Below are 23116 nucleotides of genomic sequence, written 5' to 3' on the forward strand. Positions count from 1 at the left end.
CTAGAAAAGCCACCTCTTTATCTTATTTGGCATGCAATAAAGAAAAAGCAGACTCCTTCATTTTATTTCGTATTCTCCATTCTTTTACTATGAAAATTATAGAGGAAACAAATGCAACGCTATTCAATATCCAGCTATACTCCCACACAGATATTGGGACAAATAAACAACCGGCTAATATAAAAATAATGACTCGCTTAATTGGTGTTAAAGCCTGGAACAAATAACCTTCAAATGCCATAGCCAATAAGTAACACGCAATTAATGCGGTACCAATTGTTGTGATTGTTTCCAACCAAGGCGCAGGATTGTTATAGCGAAGTAACAATTCCGGTGCATAGACAAAGAGGAAAGGGACTATATAACCAATCACACCTAACCGCATTGCTTGAAAACCAATTTTTGTTGGATCCGCTTTGGCGATTGGAGCTGCTGTAAAACAGGCCATTGCTACAGGGGGAGTGAAATTAGACAAAATTGCAAAGTAAAAAACAAACAAATGAGCAGCTAATGGATCAATTCCCAGCTCCACAAGAGTTGGTGCGACCAAAACTGCTACAAGAGCATATGCTGCAACAGAGGGCATACCCATTCCTAATATAATTGAAACTATGGCGCTAGCTACTAATAGAAAAAATAACCCGTATTCGGCAAGGCTGGTAAGTATTAATCCTAAGTTGAATCCGAGACCAGTAATCCCAGTAATTCCAACAATTAATCCAGCAGCTGAAAGGACAATTCCAATCTCTAACATAACTTTTCCGGTATCAATAAAAATAACAGGAAATAATTTAATCATTTTTTTCCTTATTTCTTTTTGAAAGGACAAGAAAACAATTCCGACCACAGAGGCATACAAACCTGAAATTTGCGGTGAATAGCCTAAGAAAAACAATAGGTAGATAAGGGAAGCAAGAGTTGGAATAACCATCCACCCTTTTTTAAGTACATTAACCATGAGGGGAATATCTTTCTTCTCCATTCTTTTGATTCCCTTTTTTCCGGCAATAAAGTCTACTTGGAAAAAGAGACAAAGATAAAAGAAGAGAGCTGGTATCAACGCTGCTAAGGCTACGTCTGCATAAGGAACTCCTAGTGTTTCAGCTATAATAAAAGCAGCAACTCCCATTACAGGCGGCATAATTTGCCCTCCTGTGGAAGCAACAGATTCTACTGCACCTGCTTCTTCCGAAGAATAGCCACTTTTTTTCATTAAGGGGATTGTCACGGAACCTGTTAAAATTACGTTTGCTACCGGACCACCCGTAATGGTACCTACCAAACTAGAACCTAATATTGAACCTTTCGCAGGGCCACCACGAAAACGACCAAATGCGGAAATAGCAAAGTTATTTAGAATATCTGCTCCACCAAAATATAATAAAATTTGCCCAAAGAATATGAAACTTAATGCGATCGTTGCAGCGATTGCTAATAAATTTAATAAACTATTTGAATCAAGATACATATAGTTAAACAACTGATCCACAGGAGTGGATGACCCTTTAAATATTCCTGGGAAATAAGGTGCAAAGTATCCGTAAAATAAAAATACAAGAACAACGATAAGTAATCCTTTACCTAGTAATCTCCTTATCGCCTCCATGATTAACAAAACAGCCATTACACTTAGAATAAAACGATTTGTCGTTACTGTACCCATTCCCATGACAATGGTTGGATAAAAAAATAATATATATAACCCTGCATTCAATCCTAATGCAGCCAAAATCCAATCATACCAAGGAATCTTTGTTTTAGAGGCCCTTTTAGTTGCGGGTACACTTAAGTAAACAGCACATAAAACTAGGCCAAGAAATATACCAATATATTGTTCGGTATAAATACTTAATCCTAGCTTTTGGTGAATTCCTAAAATGTACAAAATACCTACTATGGGTATTAAAGCCAAGTTAGTACTCAGTAAAGTCTTAAGAAATGAACCTTCGAACTTTCTGTACTTTTGAAACTCTATTTCTTCAACCTTTTCCAAATTCAAATCCTTTTTAAAATTTTCTTCCGTATTATTCATCATGATCCCTCCCCGTAACTACATTATAGGACTATGTTTTTCCACACTTATTCTGATGGGTGAACGAACAATTTAGCATTAGCGACTTATAAATAAGCTGATAATGCTAAATCTTCTGTTCACTATTATTAATTATTATGATTAGGAGGCAGCCTGTTCTAATAGTATTTCCTGATTTTTTTCCACTTCATCATTCCATATTCCTTTATCTTTAAAAAACTGGACTGCTCCAGGATGGTATGGTAAATCTGGTTCTGGATCAAACATTCCTTCGGGAGTCCATGTTGTGAACCAATCATGAATTGGATGGAGTTCTTCATAATTCATCCAAAGTGTTTCCATTATTTCATAAGCAACCTCATCTGATAAATGTGAAGAGGCTACCATCAGTGAAGGATATTCTAACCCGATCTGATCTTCGGCAATATATCCGCTTTCTTTTATAACTGCTAATCTCACGCCTGGAACGATTGCGTTGATGTTATCAATTGTTTCTTGTTCAACGCTGTCAATATCATTTACTGAAACATTATCTAGAAATGAAACTGAGCGCATACCTACAGCATTATGAACTTCCTGAGCAATGGGTGTTGTGGGTGTAAGTGCAAACGCCGCATCAACTCGGTTATCTTGAATGGCTTCGATTCCTGCAGAAGTAGTAGGTATTGGAACTTGTTGTACATCAGCCCATCCTAAACCATTAACTGTTAATGCCGCTTCTAATACCATTTTAGCAATGGCTGATCCTGGATAATCAGCAGCGACTTTCTTTCCTTTTAAATCCGCTATGCTGTGTATAGATGTGTTTTCTCGAACGGCCGCCCCCGTTACACCCAAATAGTTACCTCTCACTAACAACCGCATATTTTTAGTTGGTTCATAACCATTTTCTCCTCTGAATGCCCATACTAAGTCAGGTCCAGAAGCAACTCCTAACTCGATTTCTCCCCTATTTAATTGAGGCCCCCATGCACTAATTCCATTTGAAGGTTTTACAGACATTTTAACATCTGAATTGGTGCTAATTACTTTGGCCAAGCCTGTACCTACGGAATTGTAAGATACTCCAACCGGAGTTGTCCCAATACTAATGTTCCTATTAACCTTGGTTGTATCTTTACTAGTTTCACTAACATCTTCTGCCGACGTATTATTACCAGATTTCGGTGTAGCGTTTTCATTGCAACCCGCGACAAATATTAAAACACCTAATATTGTCAATAAGTTTACAAGTATCCTCCGTACGTTTTTTGGCCTCATAGGGTTTTTCTCCTTTTATTTATATTTTATGACCACTTACGTCTTGTCGTAATTTAAACCGACACTATACACAAAGATGATTACACCCACATTTTATTGATTTCAATCAATTACAAGTGTGTATATACGTTGGAAGCTTAACATAAATCAGCAGGGGCATTTGAGTTCTTTATGATTAGAACGCATCTAGGTATACCCTCTGGTAAGCGTTTACATTATTGTTGAATACCAAGCAATCATGACTGGAAACTCGTTTGCCTTGATGGCGGTTCTCCTATTCCTTGCTCTCTAACACTTGCAATCATTGCTGAACGTAGCATCCATTGTTTTGCACGGATAGGATCGTTTGCAAGATCAGCCATATCTTTTTGTAATTTTGCACGTTGTTCTTGATTTTCTTCTTTTAATGTAGAGGTATTTTTCTCACTAATTTCTTTTACATAGTTAATGGCTACTTTTCTACGTACCGTGCTATACATGTCCAACTCATCTTTTGCATTAGTTGTCCTTTCCCAAATTCTTATCATGCGTTTGCTAAGATCGACAGCATCATGGATTCCGCTGTTTAATCCTAAACCGCCCATTGGGCTGTTTAGATGTGCTGCATCCCCAACTAGGACAACCCGATTTTCATAAAACTTTCCTGCTACTCTTTGATGAATCTTATAAATAGTATTTTCTACAATAGGAAAGTAATCTTTTGTATTTAGCGCCTCTTGCATAGTTCGTTGAATTGTATCTTCATTTAAAGCATCTTCATCTTTTACATGAGGGGGTACCGGGAATAATATACGCCAGGCATCGGGAACTCGCAAAATAAATAAAAACTCTTTGGGGTCAGCAATGTAATTCACATAAGCGAGATCTGAAATATACTGATCAAAAGGTCTTGTTGTCCCTACAAGCATCCAGCGCTCTTCATGTGTATATCCTTCGAATGTAACCCCCAACTTCTTCCTTATCGTGCTACGACCTCCGTCTGTGCCTAACAAGTATGGCGTACGATATGTCTCTTTTCCTTTAGGCGTTTTAACAATGACCGTAACACCATTATCATCCTGTATAAAATCAACCACTTCGGACTCAAATCTAATATCAACTAAAGGTCTTTTCCGCAGTCTTTCAAATACAACCTCTACATAGGTTGCTTGGGAACATTGCAAACGATAAGGATATTTTGTTTCATCTTTCAACATAGCAAAATCAAATTCTGCGAATAGGCCATTCTTTCGGTCTCTATATTGCACTTTATCAGCCTTTAAACCCCGTTGTATGAGTTCCTCAACGAGCCCAGTTTCTTCTAACAACTCTAATGTACCGGCATGAAATGTTGAAGCTCTCCATTCTCGATTTGGTACATCATTCTTTTCAAATAGAAGGACTGGTATTCCTTTCGAACTTAAGATTTCCGCCAACGTTACTCCTACTGGCCCAGCACCAGCAATAATAATAGGATCTTTTTCCATGAAATCCACTCCTGTACCTATGTTTTTTTAGTAAATTGGTTTAAATACTTCCTTTATTTCCTGATGACCATTATTAAGTTCATACTCTTCTACTCTTTCAAAATCAAATGCTTCCATTATCGGCAAATCATTTGTAGAAAATAGGAGCACTTCTTCCGAATCAGAAGTATTAACGTGTTCATGCCAAATCCAGGAAGGGATGACGAAAAAATCTCCTTCGGACCAGTCAAACCGAACGCCATTCATAACCGTGTAACCGGTTCCTTTGAAAACATGATAAACATTGCTATGAACATGACGATGAGCCTTTCCTTGAAAACCAGGACTCAGCTTTTGCATTCTTGAGCCAATACGGTTATTTGCATCTTTACCAGTCGAAGGATTTATATACTCCACTGCAAATCCATCAAATAAGTCTGGATTAAGCTTACTTAATCCATCTAGGCCACTTTTCGTCTGATTCCATTTGTAGCGACCCAAGGGGGCAAGGCTTGGCTGACGATCCGATATCGGGCGGACCATTCCACCTTGGTAGCGCGTTGAACTATAATCATCCGGAACTAAAAGCTTTTGTTGTTTTTCAGGATAAAACTCTGTAAAGCTTACATTCATATATTTTGTAAACGGTGAATCCAAACAATCCATCCAATACACAGTTTCATTTCCTTCATTCGCATGATCATGCCATACCCAACTAGGGGTAATTAAGAAATCCCCTGGTTCAAACGTGATTTTCTCACCATTTACCCGACCTTTAGCTCCTTCTCCCTTCATAATAAAACGTAACGCCGTTGTTGTATGCCGATGTGAAGGTGCGATTTCACCTGGTTTCACCGCTTGAACCGCCGCATAAAGTGTTTGTGTTGCTCCTCCCCATCCAACTGGTTTCAAGTCTTTCATCCCAGGATTTATTAGGAAGACAGCACGTCGGTCAGCTCCGGCACCCACTTCAAGAAGCTCTTCTGCTTCTTCTAAGTTTCGCTCAATCAATTCTTTTTTCCACAAATATGGAATTGGCTTTGCCTCGGGCTCAATGGTATTTAATTGATGAATAGAAGACCATAATGGTCCAAGGTTCTCTCCTTCTAGCTTTTTATTAAATGAAAGAATTTCTTTCGAAGCATTCATAACGATTTACCCCTTTCCTTATTTATAGTCAACTGAAACAGAAAATTCCCCTATTCGATCTATCTGAATTCGGACTATATCTCCCTTTGTGATTGGCCCAACTCCCTCAGGCGTTCCCGTAGTAAGAATGTCTCCCGGTTCCAGTGTCATGACTGCGGACGCCGCTTCTAAAAATTGATAGCAATTATAAATCAAATCCCTTGTATTCGCTGAATGACGTTCTTCCTCATTTACCCAAAGCTTAAAACCGAGCTCATTTGGATTTTCTATTTCATCAGCTGTTACAATCCAAGGGCCAATAGGCGTAAATGTATCAAATGATTTTCTCCAAGGTCGATCTTCTTTTCCTCTTACAGTAATATCCATTAAAGCAAAGTAACCAAAAATATACTTCCATGCTTCTGAAGCAGGAACGTCTTTAGCCTTTCTGCCAATCACAAAAGCTAACTCAGCCTCATGGTCCGTCCTTCTATCTTTATAGGGAAGTTTAACAGTTTCATTAGGTCCGATAATAGAGGACGGAGCTTTTAAGAAGAAGCCAAGTTTTTCTATCGTATATTCAGCATTGTCAAATTGTTCATTCATTTCGTCTTGATGTAAGTAATAATTAACTGGAGCTGCAATAATTTTTCCCGGTTTTGGAACTGGAGGCCTTAAAACGACATCTTCTAATGGATAAGAGTTTGCTTTCAAAATATAATCATCAACTTCAAGTTTTAAGTCTTCATAGTTTTCCATCAGTTTAACTAAAGAAATTTGCGGTTCTTTTGAATTCCAAGGTATAAGGTTACTAATATCAAAAATTCTATCCTCCTTAATAATTCCAGGAATTGATTCGTTAAATATTGCAATTTTCAATTTAGACACATCCTCTTCTCGCGTAGTGAGTTGTTAAACTCGTTTTTGTTAAATAAAATATATCACAATGAGATTTTGAGGTCAAGAATATTTTGAATATTTTAGTAACAGTTGTAATTAACTCGAATTATTATCTAAGCACTGCAAAGTTTATAAACAATTAAATAGCTTTTGTACTGATGGACAGGTCTCAAAAATAAAGCAGAGGGAGAAAGATGTTTCTTTCTCCCTCTGCTTTATTTTTCTAACGTATTAAAGAGAATTATATTCTACCAACCCGATTTTCACATTTTCTTTGAAGGGACTTCGTTGTAAAATCTGTACAAACCAGACAATCTCCTTCTTTGATCTTAATGAGTAAATTTGCACAAAGACATATAAATCATGGATACAATATAGCGTTTCAATTTTTCTATTTTTCAGCGGAAATTGAGTACTAGGACGAGCTCTTCAAGATTACTTTTTGCCTTTGAAATTTTCATTTAACAAGAGATACTCAGTTTATCTAAAGAAGGCTTAGTAGATATCTAACCCTGCAAAAAACCGAAAACTATGATATAAATAGATTTATGACAGAACTTTACAATGGCGTAAAGTGATGGAGAAAAAAGGGGTAGAATTGGCCAATTTATCCACCTGGAGTCCCAGCAATTTATTAGTAAAGGAGATTAATATAAGGTAAACCGTTCATTACTAAATTACATATTTCTTCCTTTCCGGATTAAGTTTTTATCCGCCTAACTTTACGCGCTCACTTATTTCTCGTATAGTAATCCATAAATCCTTCTCTTGGCATTTCAGATTTTGAAAATAAGAACTTGTTTAGAATGCCTCGAAATTAGCAACGAATGGGATTGGAGTTGAATGAAAGATGAAACACTATTAGCCTTATTAATAAAAACATTTTATTTTTTAGCGTGAATATCATCCATATATAAATTTAGGAGGATAAATAATGCGGGAAGTCAATCTTATGCCTATTCGGTCAATTGATCGAGCAATCGATATTTTACAAGCTTTTTCTATAGAGCACACTTCATTAACAACGAAAGAAATTTCAGAATTGACGAAAATTCCAGCCTCCACTGTTTATAGAATTTTATGCACTCTAGAAAATCGAGGGTTTGTACAATTTATTGAAGAAAAGTCTGCTTATCAACTTGGACTTAGACTAATGGAATTTAGTTATCTTCTTTCTTCAACACTTGATTTGGGAAAAGAAGCTGAGGAACTATTAAATGAATTGCATCATAAAACTAAGCAGACTGTTGTAATGGCTGTAAAAGATGGTGATGAAATACTTTATGTTTATAAAAAAGAAAATCATGAAGGCTTAAAATTTTCCTCTCATGTTGGACAGAGAAGGCCATTTTTATATGGAATTTTGGGCCCCATGATATTAGCTTACCTTCCCCAAAGTTATATTGACAGGATAATTGAAACTTCTAATATCCAACATACCCCTTACTCCATTATGGATAAAGAAGCTTGGCGGACTCGCCTCCACGAAATTAAAAAAAGGAAAATTTATGTCGAATCAAATGAAACTAATATAGGTGTAACTGGTGTAGGAGCGCCTATTTTTGATGTAAGCAATGAAGTTATCGCAGCAATTGGAGTATTAGGACCCGCAATTCAAATCGATAATAAACTCAATGAAATAATGGAAATTACTTTGGAAACATCTAAGAAAATCTCTCAAAGAATGGGGCATAACCAAGTAACATAAACTACTTATAGCACTCCTAGAACTTGGCAATAGGAATGGGTTCATGAAGAGTAATTGGGGGTAAATGACGCTTACGCTTGTATATCGAAAGTGGGCCTGAATAAGGCTGAGCCTTTACTTGCGTTTGTAATCACCAAATTTCCCCTCAATTGCGTTACGTTCAGTATTATTCTTTTGTCCGCTCTGCTTCTGTGCTGCTTTTGCCTGCCGGTATTTTGAATGGTTTACCAGTATTTGGGCCACTCATACCTGATTCTCTGATGCCCGAAGAGCTAACGGTTCTCAGAGGTCCGGTAGATCGCATCGGACGGGATTGCTTCCGGATAATAGCTAATCTTCCTTTGCAAGAGCAAGGTGCACTGTCTTGAACACATCTTTTGAGAAAGAACACCGCTTTTATAAACTGATAAAAAACCGCAATCGTTTCTCCAGCCAAGTCTTTTCTAGAAATAATATCTTGCTGCACAATCCCGCATTTCCCACATCTCTCTTAATTTAAAAATTGGCGTACGGGCTTTCAAACCTGATTTTCAGCAAGCGCAAAGATCCTGCCCACTGAGATGCCTATCAATAGAAATGAATACTTTTCTCTGGATAACCTAATGCTGTGGCAGTTTTGGAAAATTCATTGATCATTTCCTCTGTTCCGCAGAAATACACATGTGAGCCGATTGGTTGGTTTTCCAGCAGGTCCTTGCTCATTTTATTGCCGTCTTCTGAAAAATAGAAGTTCACCTGATCTGGATAATTTGTTTTGAGGAAATGATAAAAGGCACACTTATTTTTAGATTTGGCGGCATAGTGCAGCTCAAATGTTTCACTGGTGTGTTCGATGTCTTCTATCATGGATAAAAAAGGGGTAATCCCAATACCCGTCGCAAAAAACACATGATGCTTCGCTTGAAAACTAAGGAGAAAATAATTACTCGGATAACTAATTTCTAAACGATCGCCCCGCTTCACGTGATGATGCCAATAAAAAGCCCCGCCCTGGGATTTGTCATTTAACTGAATAGCAATTTGATAGTATCTTGTTTTCTTGGAATTGTTGATCAATGAATAGGTGCGTACGAGTGTTTCTTGATTCGGAGGATCAATATAGGTAGTAATGTGTGAACCTCCACTAAACATAGGTAACTCATAGCCATCTGCAGAGGTTAGCTTAAAAGACTTCACGAGAGGCGTTTCTTCTTTAATTTCTTCTACAATCACGCTGATCTTGTCTTGTGCCATATTGGATCCTCCTTTATTCCGCTTTACTTCAGTCCACTAATGGTCCCATCCATAGACATCTGTGCATCCATCTCGACAAAGAATAATACAATCGTCGCGTCTTCATTTGCAGATAAATCTGGTAGTGGGTTAACTAAATCCGTTACCGCTTCTTGTGTCCCAATGACGAGGTTTTGGACCGTAATTTCTCCATCCATCACGTATAAAAATGGCGTAAGTCCAGCATAGGCTGGAATCTTCAGCTCCTCGCCGGCTTTAGGATGCGCATCTAATATATAGACGTTTTGTCTAACATAAAGGGGAGCGTTACTTCCTTCAGGTCCTACCATGACATACCAATCGGGATTGTCTGCCGGCTTGTTGTGGAATTGAATGCTCGGTAAAAGATCTGTTTCCTTCGGTCGAATAAAGATTTGGAGCATCTCGACCTCGTCTTCTTTCACTTTTTCCTCATGCCAAAAGCCCGCCCCTGCATTCATCATCATGAGTTTCCCGGATGCGATCGGCGCTTCAAACCCGGCAGAATCTTTATGGTGCATAACACCTGTCCTTACGTAACTTAGTATTTCATCATTGATATGTTCGTGCATTTTAATGGTTAACCCTTTTTTCATGACCGCATGATCGATGATCGCCAATGGGCCGAATGCGGTATCTGTGTTATCTCCCAAAATTCTACCTGGTTGAACACGTGTAATGGTGAATGGTCCCCGGAACGGTTGCTGATGGTTTCCGGCCGATAGTTTTTGTAACAACTAAAAACCCCATTTCTAACTAAGTTTCTCACTCACCCTTTGAAAATCACTACCTGTTGGATTTTGGAACACACGGAGTCCAAATTCATGTGCAATCGCAAATAAATGATCAAAAATATCAGCTTGCACCGTTTCATATACGGCCCATGCCGTATCATTCGTAAAGGCGTAAATTTCGATCGGCAGCCCATTCTCCCCGGGTGCCAATTGCCGAACCATTAACGTCATATCCTGATGAATGCCTGAATGGTGTTGCAAATATTGCGTAATATAGGCTCGGAAAACACCGATATTCGTTAGCGCCCGCCCATTGACAATATTATTGCGGTCGATCTGATTTGTTTCATTGTACGCTACGATTTCACGTTCCCGCTCCGTAATATAATCCGAAAGGTAGTGGATATTTTTATAGTTCTCAATCATTTCCGGCGTGCAAAATGCAATACTTGTTGTATCAATATACAGCGCACGCTTGATACGCCTGCCGCCGGATGCTTGCATCCCTCGCCAGTTTTTGAATGAATCCGAAATAAGTGCATAACTCGGAAGCATCGTCACCGTCTTATCAAAATTCCGTACCATCACTGTGTTCAAGGAAATATCGATGACATCCCCATCTGCGCCATACTTTGGCACTTCAATCCAATCGCCCACGCGCACCATATCATTGGCAGATAGCTGAACACCTGCCACCAGCCCTAATAAGGAATCTTTGAAAACGAGCATCAGCACTGCGGAAAGGGCCCCAATCCCACTGAGCAGCATAAGTGGACTCTCGCCAACCAGATTCGCAATGACTAAAATAATGCCCAAAATGAAGACAATTATTTTGATCACTTGGATATATCCTTTGATTGGCTTCACTTTCGACACTTCATACGTTTGGTACACATCATTCACAGCACTTAATAAACTATTAATCACAATTAACGCTACGATAATGATATAAGCCAATGCTGCCTTTTCAATGACATATTGGTAAGCGGAAAAGGTTACTGCGGAAGTATAAATGATGATAGCCGGTACAATATGAGACAACTTATGGAACACTTTTCGTTCTAGCAAAATAGAATCCCATTTGAATTTATTCTTGTTCACGATATGAGTGATGAATCGGATGACCACTTTTTTCGTAATAAAATTCGCGAGGATACAAAGTAACGCGATAAAAACAATCATAATGGCAATTGAAAGATAGCCAACCCACGCCTCATCCACTCCGTAACCCAAGAGCCGGTTACGAATAAAGTTCATTTGTTTCCCTCCATCACATATAGCTTGCTTTCTATTATAACAGAATCAAGAGGTCTTCTCCTTTTCAGCATATTGTTGGTTAATATAATGACAGGCAACCATGAAATTCGGCATGCCTCTCAACCATTTTCTAAATAAAAAAAGGAGGAAAAGGGCAAATCCTCTTCTCCTCCTAAAAAACTTTCTTTGGATCATTAATTTTGAATCGTTTCGATATAATAGGAATCCTATTCCCTAGAGAAAACCAGGATACGTGATTAATTAGAAAACCTTCCGGTGCATTAAAGAAATAAAAACAAACACCGTCTATTAATGGGAGTGCCAGGTTCCCGCTGGATTTCAAATTTTTGTTCACATCAATATTAGAATCTTGCACAGATACCCTAAAGCCAGACTTACTTCGAAACAATTTGCTTAAGCATCTCTTTATTTTTCTCTTTGAACATTTCGTTATGAGTAGAAACGACCCCACGAGAACTGGCATCAGGCATTACAAATTGTTTTGCTCGATTTACCGCATTCGCCGCATCTTGGAATGCACCTGCAATCAGCCGGAGTTTCCCCTCGTGTTCCAGAATATCTCCAGCAGCAAACAAACCTTCTACGGATGTTCCTCCCATCGAATTGCCGGCTACCCAAATGTCGGTGGCCATCTCAATATCAACCGTACTGTTGTCAATTAACTCCCGTTCTCTTTCAAAGCCATGGTTGATAATGACTTCATCTACTTCCACGTAAATACTTTCACCAGTCTCCTCGTCTCGTAAGACCACTTGCTCAATTGTTTCATGACTGTCGGATGCTATAAGTTTTTCAATCGTTGTATTCAAAAAGCATTGGACTGTGCTATTCAGCAACCTCGATACTTCGGCTTCATGACCTTTCAATGTATTTTTTCGATACGTTATATACACTTGCTCCGCAATCGACTCCAATTCGTTTGCCCAATCAATTGCAGAATTCCCACCACCCGAAATAAGCACTTTTCTTCCTTTAAATTGAGCAAGGGATTTGACCGTATAATGGAGATTCGTAACTTCAAATCGCTCAGCCCCATCAATCTCGAGCTTCGTCGGTTTTAAGATTCCCCCGCCGATCGCTAAAATGACTGTCCTCGAATAATGCTCTTCCCCTGTTGCAGTATGTACTATGAAGATACCATTTTCATTTTTTGAAATGGACGTCACTTTTGTATTGAGCAATATTTCAGGTTGAAATGTGTTTGCTTGCCCCACCATCTGTTCAATTAATTGATGAGCTGGAGTAGGGACAATCCCACCCACATCCCAGATCATTTTCTCGGGATAAACATTCAATTTACCGCCAAGATACGGATGATACTCAATTAGTTTAGTCTTCAGCTCCCGACAGCCGCTATAAAACGCAGAAAACAATCCTGCAGGACCACCTCCGATAATCGTCACATCCAGAATTTCTTTAGACTTCATCTGGAAAACACCTCATCATTCTATCTTCCTACCTTTTCCATACGGTATACATAATGGTGTGCCAAAAATCGGATCTTTTCCAATATCGCAGCTCATGCAAAAGACATCCTTCACCATTTGTGGAGTAATGACGTCTTCTGGCTTCCCTTGTGCGTAGATGTTTTTATCACAAATAGCTACAATATGATGAGCGTACCGACATGCCAAATTCAAATCGTGCAGCACCATGACAATCGTTCTGTTTTCAATCTCATTCAGATCAAATAGGAGGTCCAAAATCTCAATCTGGTGAGCCAAATCCAAGTAGGTTGTCGGCTCATCCAGTAAAATAATTTCCGTTTTTTGAGCTAACGTCATCGCAATCCACGCCCGTTGCCTCTGCCCGCCAGACAAGGAGTCTACAGGCCTTTCCGCAAATTCTTTCATGTTCGTTAGTTCGAGAACACGATTCACAACAACCTCGTCTTCTTTCGACCACTGCTTCAACCAGCTTTGATGGGGGTATCTCCCCTGCTTCACTAGCTGCAGAACAGTCAGCCCTTCTGGGGCAAGCGGCGTTTGCGGGAGAATAGCAAGCCTCTTGGCCACCTCTTTGGTGGACAAACTCCGTAATTCCTCTCCATCTAAAATTATCCCACCCGATTGCGGTTTCAGGAGGCGAGCCAACGATCGCAATAATGTCGATTTCCCGCAGCCGTTCGCCCCGACAAAGACGGTTATTTTCCCTTTAGGTATCGTCAAATGTAGATCCTCGATAATTTTCATTTCACTATATCCCAAAGTCAGGGAACTTGCTTCCAACGTACTCACTCTCACCACTCCTTTCTAACCGATTACATACTTCGATTGCGGAACAACAAATAAATAAAAAACGGTGCTCCTATACATGCTGTAAATACGCCCGCTGGGATATCCAGCGGTAAAAAAGCAGTTCTGGCTACAAGATCCGCCAGCACGACAATCATTCCGCCAAGCAACGCCGACACGGGTATTAACGCTGCAAACGATCGCCCAATCAGCATCCGCCCGATATGCGGTGCTATTAATCCGACAAACTCGATGCCCCCGGCAAATGCAGCAGCGGAGCCAGCTAGAGCCACACTTACGAACAAGAGTGTAAAACGTCTCGATTGAACCTTCACCCCAAGCCCGACTGCAACATCATCCCCTAATTCCTTAGCATTAACGGACCGAGCAAGAATCCCTGTCAGGGGAATGAATACTATTATCCATGGAAGCATGGCATACACATGACTCCAGTTAGATCCATACAAACTTCCGGTCAGCCAAAGATACGCTTTCGTCGTTACTGCGGTATCGCTTAAAACAAGCATCATCATGACAACTGCTTTCATCGCAGCCGCCACACCAATTCCTATCAAGACTAGCCGAATCGGGGTGACTCCATTATTCCAAGCGAGCAAATAGATAACACCCGCAACGATGGCGGCTCCTATAATAGCTGCAAATGGAAGCAAGCCGGCACTGACGCTCCCCATTAAAAAAACAAAAAAGAGGATAGCACCCGCGGAGGCTCCTGCCGTTATCCCAATGATGTCCGGAGAAGCGAGCGGGTTTCGAACAACCGCTTGCAAAATAGCACCTGCAACACCGAGTGCTGCACCTACCATGAATGCCAGCAACACTCTCGGGAGCCTTAATTGATGAAGGATGAAATCTTGTTCTCCTGTGCCGGTTAGCGCCTTGAGCACTGCCCATGGGCTTATAGAGCTACTCCCCATAGAAAGGCTGAATACGAAAAGGATGATGGATAAACAGCTGAGAATCAGCAAAACCGCCATCGTTTTCGTTTGAATTTGAAAGGAAACGGATTCCGATTTATTTTTCAACGAAATGTATTTACCCACTTTTCACCAACCCTCTCCGGGCAATGTAGATAAAAAATGGCGTCCCGATAAATGCAGTCATGACACCAATGGGCATTTCCTGTGGTTCGATGACAAACCGAGCAGCCACATCGGCTAACAGAAGCAAGCTGGCACCTAATAGTGCACTCAAAGGAATCACCCATCGATAATCGGGGCCGACAAGCCCCTTTACCACATGAGGAACGATTAGTCCGATAAAACCGATAGAGCCAGCCACGGCAACAGAGCTTCCCGCTAAAATAATAACAATCACTCCGATCGTTACTTTGAGAAGCACCGTACGCTGGCCTAAGCTTTTGGCAATATCCTCTCCAGACATCAGAATGGTAACAGGTTTTCCTAAAAAAAGTGCAAACACTAATGCACCAAGCATATAAGGCAACACAGGCAATAACATATCCATACTTCTGCCGGCAACTGAACCAGCCAGCCAAAACAATACACTTTGAATTTTTTGCTCATCAATGACGAGCAACCCTTGTGTAAAAGAGATGAAAAGTGCGGAAATAGCCGCTCCTGCTAAAACAATTTTAATGGGAGACAGCCCGTCATTCCCCAATGATCCTAGGAAATACACGCAAATGCCGGCAAAGGCAGCCCCTAAAAAGGCAACCCACATATACGTCTGTAAGGAATCGACTGAAAAGAAAGTGGCTGACAGCACAATAAAGAATAACGCCCCCGCATTGACGCCGAGTATATCGGGTGCAGCTAATGGATTTCTTGTCATTGCCTGCATGAGTGCCCCCCCGACTGCAAGATTGGCACCTATCAAGGCGGCAACGACAGCCCTTGTCAATCTGGATGTCATTACGATTATATGCTCCGTATTCGTTTCATCGAATCTCAATAACGCTTCCACGGTTGTCTGTATGGAGATGGAAGTTTGTCCGAGAGCGATACTTAAAAAAAACGAAAGACAGACAACGACAAAACTTAGAGCTAAAACGGAAATTTTAAAAGGCGTACGAGAATGGAAACTCCTCATAAGACACCTGCTTTCTCTGCAATAAATGAAAAACGAAAGAGGAGGGCGAGCCCCCTCCCCCTTTCTTATTTTTCTAAACCAAAACGATTATAAATATCGTCCAGCATTAAGTTGGCCGCGAGGATGCCGCCGCCAAGATTCCAAACAATTTCATCAACCTCATAAACCCGATTCGCCTTTACAGCATCGAGGTTTTTCCATAACGGGTGGTTGGTCCACTCTTCATAATTCTTCACAACAGCCGGATCGCTCGAATCCATAAAGATATAAAACGTATCTGCGTTCATTTCAGCAATGCTTTCTTTGTCCGTCAGCTTCAGAATATCTTGACTCTTATCTTGCAAGTTTTTTGGACCTTCAAATCCAAGTTCCGATAAAATAGACCCTGCAAATCCAGTCACATAAATCCGGGCATGGTCTGCTCTGAAATTCAAAACAGAAACATGTTGCGGCCACTGATCACCCATTTCCTCCTTAATCTTCACTTGGAAATCCGCTACCCGCTCGTTCCAGCTATCCATAATTTCATTCGCTTTTTCTTCTTGGCCTAACGCTTGCCCCATCAGTTCAACAGTTTCATCAAAGGCAAATACCGTTTCATGTGCTACAGTAGGCGCAATTGCCGATAATTGCTCATATACTTCCTCATGGCGAATCTTGGAGGCGATGATCAAATCCGGTTTCAATTTCGCGATTTCCTCTAAATTAGGCTGAGTTTCCTGCCCGACAATTTGAACCCCATCCAAATCCTCTTTCAAATAGTTGTAGACCGGCTGTTCTGCCCATGACTCTACAATTCCGACCGGTTTGACACCAAGCGCCACAGCCGCGTCATTTGCCCCTTGATACAAAGTCACTATCCGTTTAGGAGTCCCTTTTATCTCCGTCGTTCCCAAAGCATGCGTGATGGTACGGCTTTCTTCACCTGCTGAATCGGATGTATCCTTATTCTGCTCAGCAGATCCTTGTTCTGCTTCTGAACTTCCACAGCCTGCTGCTAATACAGCAATTGCTATTAATAATACAAATAAAGAAATTACGTTCTTGCGAAATATACCTGTAACAACACTCATTCTCTTCTCTCCTCAACTTTATTAAACCTCTAAACGAAAATGAAAATCATTATCAATTATAGGTCCATACTTTGAATTATAACCACATCTTTTGTGAAATTCTAGTGTTTTTTATATTTTTGCAGGAGAGATTTTTCCACGTTTACAGGAAAAAAGTTGCTACTGAGGAAATACATCAATTGGTTGGTAACCAACAAACAGGATTTGTCATCATCACAAATGATATAGTTACGTCATTTCTAGATGAAGAATTACTGCTCTTATATTCAGTTGGGAGTATGAAGAAGAATTGGAAAGAAGGAGCCACCAGAGGAATTTATCAAATCTGCAATCCCTAATATAATGTCCGAGATTGTTGTTGAATCCTATTAATTAAAAATCTTATTGGTCCGACATACTTTATAGAGTGTCACAAAAAATCCCCTCTTGCGCTAAAAGACACAAGAGGGGATTTAGGTTATTTCGTCTGCTGCACAATCTGAATCAGGTTGCCGCATGTATCGTCGAAGACCGCTAGTGTGACTTCGCCCATTTGCGTCGGTTCCATAGTGAACTGCACGCCGCATTCCAATAATCGCTTGTACTCTTTGTGAATATCTGGAACGCTAAACATGGTTGCTGGAATACCATCGGCAAATATTTTCTGTTGATACTCCTTTGCGGCAGGATGGTTATTCGGTTCGAGTAAAAGCTCGGTCCCATCTGCATCGTCGGGGGAAACAAGGGTAATCCATCGGAATTCACCGGCGGGAACGTCATGCTTTTTTACAAACCCCAACTTTTCTGTATAAAACTCCAATGCCTTTCCTTGATCTTGTACAAATATACTCGTAACAATGATTTTCATACTGTGTTTGTCTCCTTTGCGATTTGGACGCATGGTACTCTGCTAACAATCTGGCCCTCAGCAGTAAGCCCCATACACTTGTCAGAAGTTTTTTTGATACGATTATTCTTTCCTTCTCGGTGGGATATTTTCCTTTTTCTTTATAAGGAACTCCCTAAAATTTTGCACATGCAATAAAAAAGATATATATACTTATAAATGTAGAACATTCATTATCGATTGTCTAAAATTAATTCCAAAAAGGACTGAAGAATGATGCAATCAAAAGTAATTACAACTGAAGAGAATTTACAAAAAGCCTTTGCGATCAGGAAAGAAGTATTTGTTCACGAACAGGGCGTTCCGCTAGAAGAGGAATTTGACAGTTTTGATACATTGAATGGACCATGTGAACACATATTAGTCTATTACGATGGAAAACCTGTTGGAACGGGAAGATTACGAGTGATGGATGGCTATGGAAAACTAGAAAGGATTTGCATTTTAGAGCATTATCGTAAATTCGGGATTGGAAAAGGAATTATCGAAGCGTTGGAAAAAATCGCAGCACAAAAGGGATTGGCCCGCGTTAAATTACATGGGCAGACGCAGGCCGAGGGCTTTTATCATAAACTGGGCTATCTTACTTCATCTACTGTATTTATGGAAGCCGGAATCCCGCATGTTTTAATGCTGAAGGAATTAATTACAAAGTTTGAAGAGGTTGAGTAAAGTGGACCCCTTTATCAGGAGGACCCGGTTATGGAGCTGGTGTTTTTACAATGGAAGGCATGACCAGCAAACGTGTCATGCTTTTCTCGCAATGATTGTCCAATACTCGACGTCGCCCGCATGCCGTTCTTGCATGACTCCTCCCAATGGATACCCTCCATTCTGCCAAACGTTTTCTTGAAACGGTTGGAGTCCATCCTGGATGGTTTCCTGTAAACTTTCCTCTTTCGTTAAGGAAGGAGTAACAACGCAATACTCTAAATAAGACGATGCCCAGCCCTGCAGCTTATGCGATTGATAGTTGTTCACCATCTCCACCACGGTAAAGCCTTGACTCTCCAACAAAAGCCCTGCTTCTTTCGGAAGCATGAGACTCAACTCGCGATCCACGCGATACCTGCCCTCGCTGTTCCGGTTGACGAATTTTTCAAATGTCGCTTCATAGTAGTAAACTTGCCGGGTCAAAGAAGTCCCTCTCCGGATATCCAAAGAGATTTCTTGGCGATTCATCAATTTCTTCCGATGGCTGAAAGTCCACTCCCGGCCCACTGGCGGTAAGATGATGTCAACCGCCAAAATACCATCTTTTTTCAAATGGCTATGTACTTTCTGAAGCAGTGTCACCTGTTCGCTTATTGCTGTAAAATGCTGGAGGAATCCGTCAGGCAAGAGAATATGTGAAAAGGTTTTGGGGAGATCCAGCTGCAAAGCATCCATTTCAACGACATCAAGTAAAGAAGGGCGATTTCTAAATAAAGCCTTCGCTTTTTTCTTCGCGAACTTTAACATGTCCCCGCTATTATCAATACCTGTCACCGGTATGCCCTTTCGGCTGATCTCAATTGCGATGCGTCCTGTGCCCACCCCAACCTCCAGCACATGTTGAGCCAATTCATCACGCTCTAGTAAATCTGTATAAAAAGAAATCCCCGACTTCCCTGCAAATTGATCATAATAATCCGCTTCCATGCTTTCATAGATGGCGCTCAACTCTTTCACATGCCTCTCCCCCTGCATCCCGCAGCGGTTGCACAAGCTGCCAGCCAGTTCGTGTAAGGATGTCCCTTTAGGCACTCCATTTCTCGTATCCCCAAACCATTCACTGTAGATAAACCCACACACTTGGCAATTGGTTACCGACATTCAAAGTCCTCCTTTTGACTGATTTCATATTTTCTAATATAAAAAAGCACGCACACCTATTGAGGGGTACATGCTTATCAGAAAAAAGTATATGTCTTTATAAAAATATGACCATTCTTTCCGTAAACACTTTCCTATCTCCCGTAGGTTCATCTGTGTCCGTAAATAGGCAGGTCTCCTGACTTATCTTCTACACAACTTGCGCCTTCCCGCTTTCATACAGCAGTGGCGTTATGCAAATTGCTCGGAATTTACAGTGGCGGGAACCGTGTTGGAATTTCACCAAACTTCCCTTTTAAGCCGTCCTTCCAATCTACAAGGACGGCACCTATTTAAGAAATATTCACTTTTCCCTCATCATCGTACCATATTCTGAATGCGGTGACAGTCACTAAGACAATTTAACAGCGATTCCTCGCGACGATAGCCACCTATCTTCTACTAGGTGCTAGCTTTTATTCTGCAAACCATTTTAGTTTCGGTCCGCACTTGTCGTAACATTCTTCTCGCTTTGACTCTGGGACAAACTAGGTGAAATGCCTTAAAAAATTCTAATACGTATCATCGATAATTCATGACTTCTTTATTTTCGTAGAAATTCTCCATCTTCATTTTAAGGACATGCACCTCTTTTAATTCTTTGGTGTACTGTAAAAACAGTTCTTTGTCTCTAATTTCCAACGACTTGTCTATTTGAAATTCCAAAAAGTTTATCTTCAAATCCAAGTCATAATCTGGTACTAGCTTTCCTTGCTTAGAGTATTGTTCCAAATCTGCAAGAGCGATATATAAACGCCCTCGATTATAAATCGTAGCTAGAACATACCACTTATTTTCATAGGTAAAACCTTAAATGCTTCGATGATATCCCATTTATGAATTGTTACCATAGTTACATGTCTTTTGTCTGGACAAAAACAGTCCATATGATGAGTAAATGTTTCGTTAGCAATGAAATACTGAATCACAGGCATTCCCTCCTATTCATAAGCATCGAGCTCTGTTTTTGAAATTCTGCTCATACCTTTTGATGGCACATTGATTTTGCATTTAATAATTAAACGCTTTTAATTCCAGTAAAAGTTATACATATCCAAAATAAATTAATGATAATGAGAATCATTTTCAATTATGTTTAGTTTAAATGAAATAAACTATTAGAGTCAAGTGAATTGGCGTTGAATGATAGGTTGATAAGAATTATTACGGGTTAACATATTTGCGGAGAGTACATGAAATAAAGGTATCAGCTGGTTCCTTTATTTCATGTACTAATGGAATGAATGTTCGAATTGGGAAAGAGGAAATAGTACTGCCCTGTTGGTTAAGAGGGATTGGGCAACTCAAGTATTTTTCCGACTACTTAGAGCGGTCACGACCAAGGGGGACAATTAGCGGCGTATCGGTTATCGGATCTTGAATGACTTTGCATTTCAGTCCGAACACTTCCTCGACAAGTTCTTCCGTAACAATGTCGGATGGGTTGCCTTGAGCAATCACCTTGCCCGCTTTCATAGCAATCAGATGAGTGGCATAGCGTGCAGCATGATTTAAATCATGAAGCACAGCTACTAACGTATTTCCCTGTTCGTTGAGATCTGTAAATAATTCGAGCAGTTCAATTTGGTGGGAGATATCCAAGTAAGTGGTCGGCTCGTCCAGCAAAAGCAATGGCGTTTGCTGGGCAAGCACCATCGCCACCCAGACTCGCTGTCGCTGCCCTCCGGAAAGCTCATCGACATAGCGATTGGCAATATCTAATGTATTGGTCAGCTCCATCGCTGTTAATACGGCGTGTTCATCTGCCTCCGTCCATTGCTGAATAAGATTTTGATAGGGATAACGTCCATGTGCCACTAAATTCGCAACAGTGATTCCATCAGGAGCAATAGATGATTGTGGCAACAGCCCAAGCTTTTTTGCTACCTCTTTTGATTTATATGAACTTATCTCTTTACCATCCAAAAGTACATGACCAGCTGAAGGTTTGATCAGATTGGAAAGGGTACGTAACAGGGTGGATTTTCCACACGCATTCGGTCCGATAATGACTGTAAAGGATTTGTCCGGTATTTCAATTGAGAGTTTTTCGAAGATCACTCTTTGATCGTATTGAGCGGTGATATTTTCAACTCCGAGACGCGAATGCACATGTAAAGTCGTCTGTCCTTGTCTATCTGTTTTTGGTCTACCCATAAGCAATTACAACCTCTTTCAAGAATATAAGATCAATTCACACGATGGAACGTGCTTGACGGAACAATAACCACACTAAGTACATACCACCCAACGATAAAGTCAGCACGCCTACAGGCAAAATCATTCCGGGAATCATCCGCTGTGCCAGAATATCAGCGCTTAATAATACAAATGCACCGACAGCGGCCGTTGGAGCTAAGCTTTCAGCCGTATTTGCAAGACGCAGTGCAATTTGTGGAGCAACTAATGCAACAAACGTCACCGGTCCCATGATGGCTGTCGCAGTTGCTGTTAAAGCTACCGCGATCAAAATCACTGCCAATTGGGTCCGTTCAAAATGGACACCGTGGGACTTGGCTGCATCCCGGCCCAATTCCATTTCACGGAGAGGCCGATTCATGATCGCTGCTAAGATAATCAAAACGGCTATAAATAAGACTGCTGGAATCACATGTGCCCAATCGATCCCATTCAAAGACCCTACTCCCCAAGCACCTGCTGTCAATGCGACTTCAGCTTGACTTTGCAGCAGCAACATAGAATTGACGCTGCCTAATAAAGTCGAAATGGCGATACCGACAATAATTATTCGAAAGCCCTGCGTCCCTTTGCGAAATGCAAATAGATAAATGACGAAAGCTGTTACAAACCCTCCAATCAGTGCCCCGGTTGCGATATTGACAAAGGACATCGACTTAAATACGAGCATTACGACCAAAGCTCCTGTATAGGAACCGGAAGTAAAACCAAGAATGTCAGGTGAGCCTAAAGGGTTCCGGGTGATCGATTGGAAAATAGAACCGCTTATTGCCAGGCCAGCGCCAAAAACAATAGCAGCTACGATCCGGGGTAACCGCCAATTGATAACAACAGTCCGTTTAAATCCCGTCAAGTCTCCAAATAGCGCGGAAAACACCTCTGACACGCTTAATGTAATAGTTCCAACCATAAGAGAAAAAATAGAAAGTCCAATAATAGCCGTAAGGAAAACTGCAGTAATGGCCATACTTCTGACATCTACGCGCAACTTCATCGGGCCTTTGACCAGCCAATATTTCCTTCCAAAATCAATACGCCCCATAAAAGTCACTCCTTCTATCGAC

The 23116-nt window shown here is 40.6% G+C and carries 21 protein-coding genes and 1 riboswitch; of the genes, 2 read left to right on the top strand and 19 right to left on the bottom strand.

Annotation, left to right across the window (positions count from 1 at the left end):
• Positions 1 to 22 precede the first annotated feature (22 nt).
• The 5 genes from MKY41_RS15050 to MKY41_RS15070 all read right to left on the bottom strand — a co-directional run bounded on the left by MKY41_RS15050 (position 23) and on the right by MKY41_RS15070 (position 6744).
• The gene (locus MKY41_RS15050; protein WP_340745899.1) at positions 23 to 2032 is read right to left on the bottom strand and encodes a TRAP transporter permease; all 2010 of its coding nucleotides are present in this window, start codon (positions 2030 to 2032) and stop codon (positions 23 to 25) included.
• Between the two features lie 141 nt (positions 2033 to 2173).
• Positions 2174 to 3292, bottom strand: a complete 1119-nt coding sequence (locus tag MKY41_RS15055; RefSeq protein WP_340745900.1) for a TAXI family TRAP transporter solute-binding subunit — start codon at positions 3290 to 3292, stop codon at positions 2174 to 2176.
• Positions 3293 to 3528: 236 nt separating this feature from the next.
• Positions 3529 to 4758 (bottom strand): FAD-dependent oxidoreductase, encoded by a 1230-nt coding sequence (locus MKY41_RS15060; RefSeq protein ID WP_340745901.1) that lies wholly within the window; start codon positions 4756 to 4758, stop codon positions 3529 to 3531.
• Between the two features lie 27 nt (positions 4759 to 4785).
• Positions 4786 to 5886: a cupin domain-containing protein gene (locus MKY41_RS15065; protein WP_340745902.1), complete on the bottom strand. Its 1101-nt coding sequence runs from the start codon at positions 5884 to 5886 to the stop codon at positions 4786 to 4788.
• A gap of 18 nt (positions 5887 to 5904) precedes the next feature.
• The gene (locus tag MKY41_RS15070) at positions 5905 to 6744 is read right to left on the bottom strand and encodes a fumarylacetoacetate hydrolase family protein (protein ID WP_445683342.1); all 840 of its coding nucleotides are present in this window, start codon (positions 6742 to 6744) and stop codon (positions 5905 to 5907) included.
• A gap of 955 nt (positions 6745 to 7699) precedes the next feature.
• Between MKY41_RS15070 and MKY41_RS15075 the strand changes: the two genes are divergently transcribed.
• Positions 7700 to 8473: an IclR family transcriptional regulator gene (locus MKY41_RS15075; RefSeq protein ID WP_340745904.1), complete on the top strand. Its 774-nt coding sequence runs from the start codon at positions 7700 to 7702 to the stop codon at positions 8471 to 8473.
• A gap of 166 nt (positions 8474 to 8639) precedes the next feature.
• Here the strand turns inward: MKY41_RS15075 and MKY41_RS15080 are convergent, their stop codons facing one another.
• The 10 genes from MKY41_RS15080 to MKY41_RS15125 all read right to left on the bottom strand — a co-directional run bounded on the left by MKY41_RS15080 (position 8640) and on the right by MKY41_RS15125 (position 17960).
• On the bottom strand, positions 8640 to 8939 hold the full coding sequence (locus MKY41_RS15080; RefSeq protein WP_340745905.1) for a hypothetical protein: 300 nt from the start codon (positions 8937 to 8939) through the stop codon (positions 8640 to 8642).
• 101 nt (positions 8940 to 9040) lie between these two features.
• Positions 9041 to 9706 carry a ferredoxin reductase gene (locus MKY41_RS15085; RefSeq protein WP_340745906.1) on the bottom strand — a complete coding sequence of 222 codons (666 nt, stop codon included), beginning with the start codon at positions 9704 to 9706 and terminating at the stop codon, positions 9041 to 9043.
• A gap of 23 nt (positions 9707 to 9729) precedes the next feature.
• Positions 9730 to 10461, bottom strand: coding sequence for a pirin family protein (locus MKY41_RS15090; protein ID WP_340745907.1), 732 nt, complete (start codon positions 10459 to 10461; stop codon positions 9730 to 9732).
• Positions 10462 to 10476: 15 nt separating this feature from the next.
• Entirely contained in the window at positions 10477 to 11715 is a 1239-nt protein-coding gene (locus MKY41_RS15095; RefSeq protein WP_340745908.1) for a mechanosensitive ion channel family protein, read from the bottom strand.
• Positions 11716 to 12110: 395 nt separating this feature from the next.
• The gene (locus MKY41_RS15100; RefSeq protein ID WP_340745909.1) at positions 12111 to 13163 is read right to left on the bottom strand and encodes an NAD(P)/FAD-dependent oxidoreductase; all 1053 of its coding nucleotides are present in this window, start codon (positions 13161 to 13163) and stop codon (positions 12111 to 12113) included.
• A 15-nt stretch (positions 13164 to 13178) separates the two neighbouring features.
• Positions 13179 to 13928: an ABC transporter ATP-binding protein gene (locus tag MKY41_RS15105; protein ID WP_445683352.1), complete on the bottom strand. Its 750-nt coding sequence runs from the start codon at positions 13926 to 13928 to the stop codon at positions 13179 to 13181.
• Between the two features lie 68 nt (positions 13929 to 13996).
• On the bottom strand, positions 13997 to 15031 hold the full coding sequence (locus MKY41_RS15110) for a FecCD family ABC transporter permease (RefSeq protein ID WP_340745911.1): 1035 nt from the start codon (positions 15029 to 15031) through the stop codon (positions 13997 to 13999).
• Positions 15024 to 16040 carry a FecCD family ABC transporter permease gene (locus tag MKY41_RS15115; RefSeq protein WP_340745912.1) on the bottom strand — a complete coding sequence of 339 codons (1017 nt, stop codon included), beginning with the start codon at positions 16038 to 16040 and terminating at the stop codon, positions 15024 to 15026. The genes MKY41_RS15110 and MKY41_RS15115 overlap by 8 nt, the downstream gene beginning before the upstream one ends.
• A gap of 65 nt (positions 16041 to 16105) precedes the next feature.
• Positions 16106 to 17113: an ABC transporter substrate-binding protein gene (locus MKY41_RS15120; RefSeq protein ID WP_340745913.1), complete on the bottom strand. Its 1008-nt coding sequence runs from the start codon at positions 17111 to 17113 to the stop codon at positions 16106 to 16108.
• 457 nt (positions 17114 to 17570) lie between these two features.
• A complete protein-coding gene (locus MKY41_RS15125) occupies positions 17571 to 17960 on the bottom strand; it encodes a VOC family protein (protein ID WP_340745914.1) in 390 nt (129 codons plus the stop codon).
• A gap of 255 nt (positions 17961 to 18215) precedes the next feature.
• Here MKY41_RS15125 and MKY41_RS15130 point away from each other — a divergent pair, with 255 nt between their 5' ends.
• On the top strand, positions 18216 to 18671 hold the full coding sequence (locus tag MKY41_RS15130) for a GNAT family N-acetyltransferase (RefSeq protein ID WP_340746467.1): 456 nt from the start codon (positions 18216 to 18218) through the stop codon (positions 18669 to 18671).
• Positions 18672 to 18746: 75 nt separating this feature from the next.
• Here the strand turns inward: MKY41_RS15130 and MKY41_RS15135 are convergent, their stop codons facing one another.
• From MKY41_RS15135 to MKY41_RS15150, 4 genes are all read right to left on the bottom strand, one after another.
• Positions 18747 to 19814 carry a methyltransferase domain-containing protein gene (locus tag MKY41_RS15135; protein WP_340745915.1) on the bottom strand — a complete coding sequence of 356 codons (1068 nt, stop codon included), beginning with the start codon at positions 19812 to 19814 and terminating at the stop codon, positions 18747 to 18749.
• Positions 19815 to 19965: 151 nt separating this feature from the next.
• Positions 19966 to 20161, bottom strand: a riboswitch (cobalamin riboswitch).
• Positions 20162 to 20375: 214 nt separating this feature from the next.
• Positions 20376 to 20519, bottom strand: coding sequence for an IDEAL domain-containing protein (locus MKY41_RS15140; RefSeq protein ID WP_340745916.1), 144 nt, complete (start codon positions 20517 to 20519; stop codon positions 20376 to 20378).
• 654 nt (positions 20520 to 21173) lie between these two features.
• Positions 21174 to 22010, bottom strand: coding sequence for an ABC transporter ATP-binding protein (locus MKY41_RS15145; RefSeq protein WP_041071585.1), 837 nt, complete (start codon positions 22008 to 22010; stop codon positions 21174 to 21176).
• 37 nt (positions 22011 to 22047) lie between these two features.
• Positions 22048 to 23094, bottom strand: coding sequence for a FecCD family ABC transporter permease (locus MKY41_RS15150; protein ID WP_340745917.1), 1047 nt, complete (start codon positions 23092 to 23094; stop codon positions 22048 to 22050).
• Positions 23095 to 23116: the final 22 nt, after the last annotated feature.

The sequence above is a fragment of the Sporosarcina sp. FSL W7-1349 genome (genome assembly GCF_038003045.1).
Taxonomy (GTDB): domain Bacteria; phylum Bacillota; class Bacilli; order Bacillales_A; family Planococcaceae; genus Sporosarcina.

Excerpts from the sequence above, each read along its gene's own strand:
- MKY41_RS15115 (WP_340745912.1), bottom strand. The coding sequence starts at position 16,040 with ATGAGGAGTTTCCATTCTCGTACGCCTTTTAAAATTTCCGTTTTAGCT.
- MKY41_RS15100 (WP_340745909.1), bottom strand. The coding sequence starts at position 13,163 with ATGAAGTCTAAAGAAATTCTGGATGTGACGATTATCGGAGGTGGTCCT.
- MKY41_RS15095 (WP_340745908.1), bottom strand. The coding sequence starts at position 11,715 with ATGAACTTTATTCGTAACCGGCTCTTGGGTTACGGAGTGGATGAGGCG.
- MKY41_RS15135 (WP_340745915.1), bottom strand. The coding sequence starts at position 19,814 with ATGTCGGTAACCAATTGCCAAGTGTGTGGGTTTATCTACAGTGAATGG.
- MKY41_RS15145 (WP_041071585.1), bottom strand. The coding sequence starts at position 22,010 with ATGGGTAGACCAAAAACAGATAGACAAGGACAGACGACTTTACATGTG.
- MKY41_RS15050 (WP_340745899.1), bottom strand. The coding sequence starts at position 2,032 with ATGAATAATACGGAAGAAAATTTTAAAAAGGATTTGAATTTGGAAAAG.
- MKY41_RS15085 (WP_340745906.1), bottom strand. The coding sequence starts at position 9,706 with ATGGCACAAGACAAGATCAGCGTGATTGTAGAAGAAATTAAAGAAGAA.
- MKY41_RS15125 (WP_340745914.1), bottom strand. The coding sequence starts at position 17,960 with ATGAAAATCATTGTTACGAGTATATTTGTACAAGATCAAGGAAAGGCA.
- MKY41_RS15075 (WP_340745904.1), top strand. The coding sequence starts at position 7,700 with ATGCGGGAAGTCAATCTTATGCCTATTCGGTCAATTGATCGAGCAATC.
- MKY41_RS15130 (WP_340746467.1), top strand. The coding sequence starts at position 18,216 with ATGCAATCAAAAGTAATTACAACTGAAGAGAATTTACAAAAAGCCTTT.
- MKY41_RS15120 (WP_340745913.1), bottom strand. The coding sequence starts at position 17,113 with ATGAGTGTTGTTACAGGTATATTTCGCAAGAACGTAATTTCTTTATTT.
- MKY41_RS15105 (WP_445683352.1), bottom strand. The coding sequence starts at position 13,928 with ATGAAAATTATCGAGGATCTACATTTGACGATACCTAAAGGGAAAATA.
- MKY41_RS15150 (WP_340745917.1), bottom strand. The coding sequence starts at position 23,094 with ATGGGGCGTATTGATTTTGGAAGGAAATATTGGCTGGTCAAAGGCCCG.
- MKY41_RS15065 (WP_340745902.1), bottom strand. The coding sequence starts at position 5,886 with ATGAATGCTTCGAAAGAAATTCTTTCATTTAATAAAAAGCTAGAAGGA.
- MKY41_RS15060 (WP_340745901.1), bottom strand. The coding sequence starts at position 4,758 with ATGGAAAAAGATCCTATTATTATTGCTGGTGCTGGGCCAGTAGGAGTA.
- MKY41_RS15055 (WP_340745900.1), bottom strand. The coding sequence starts at position 3,292 with ATGAGGCCAAAAAACGTACGGAGGATACTTGTAAACTTATTGACAATA.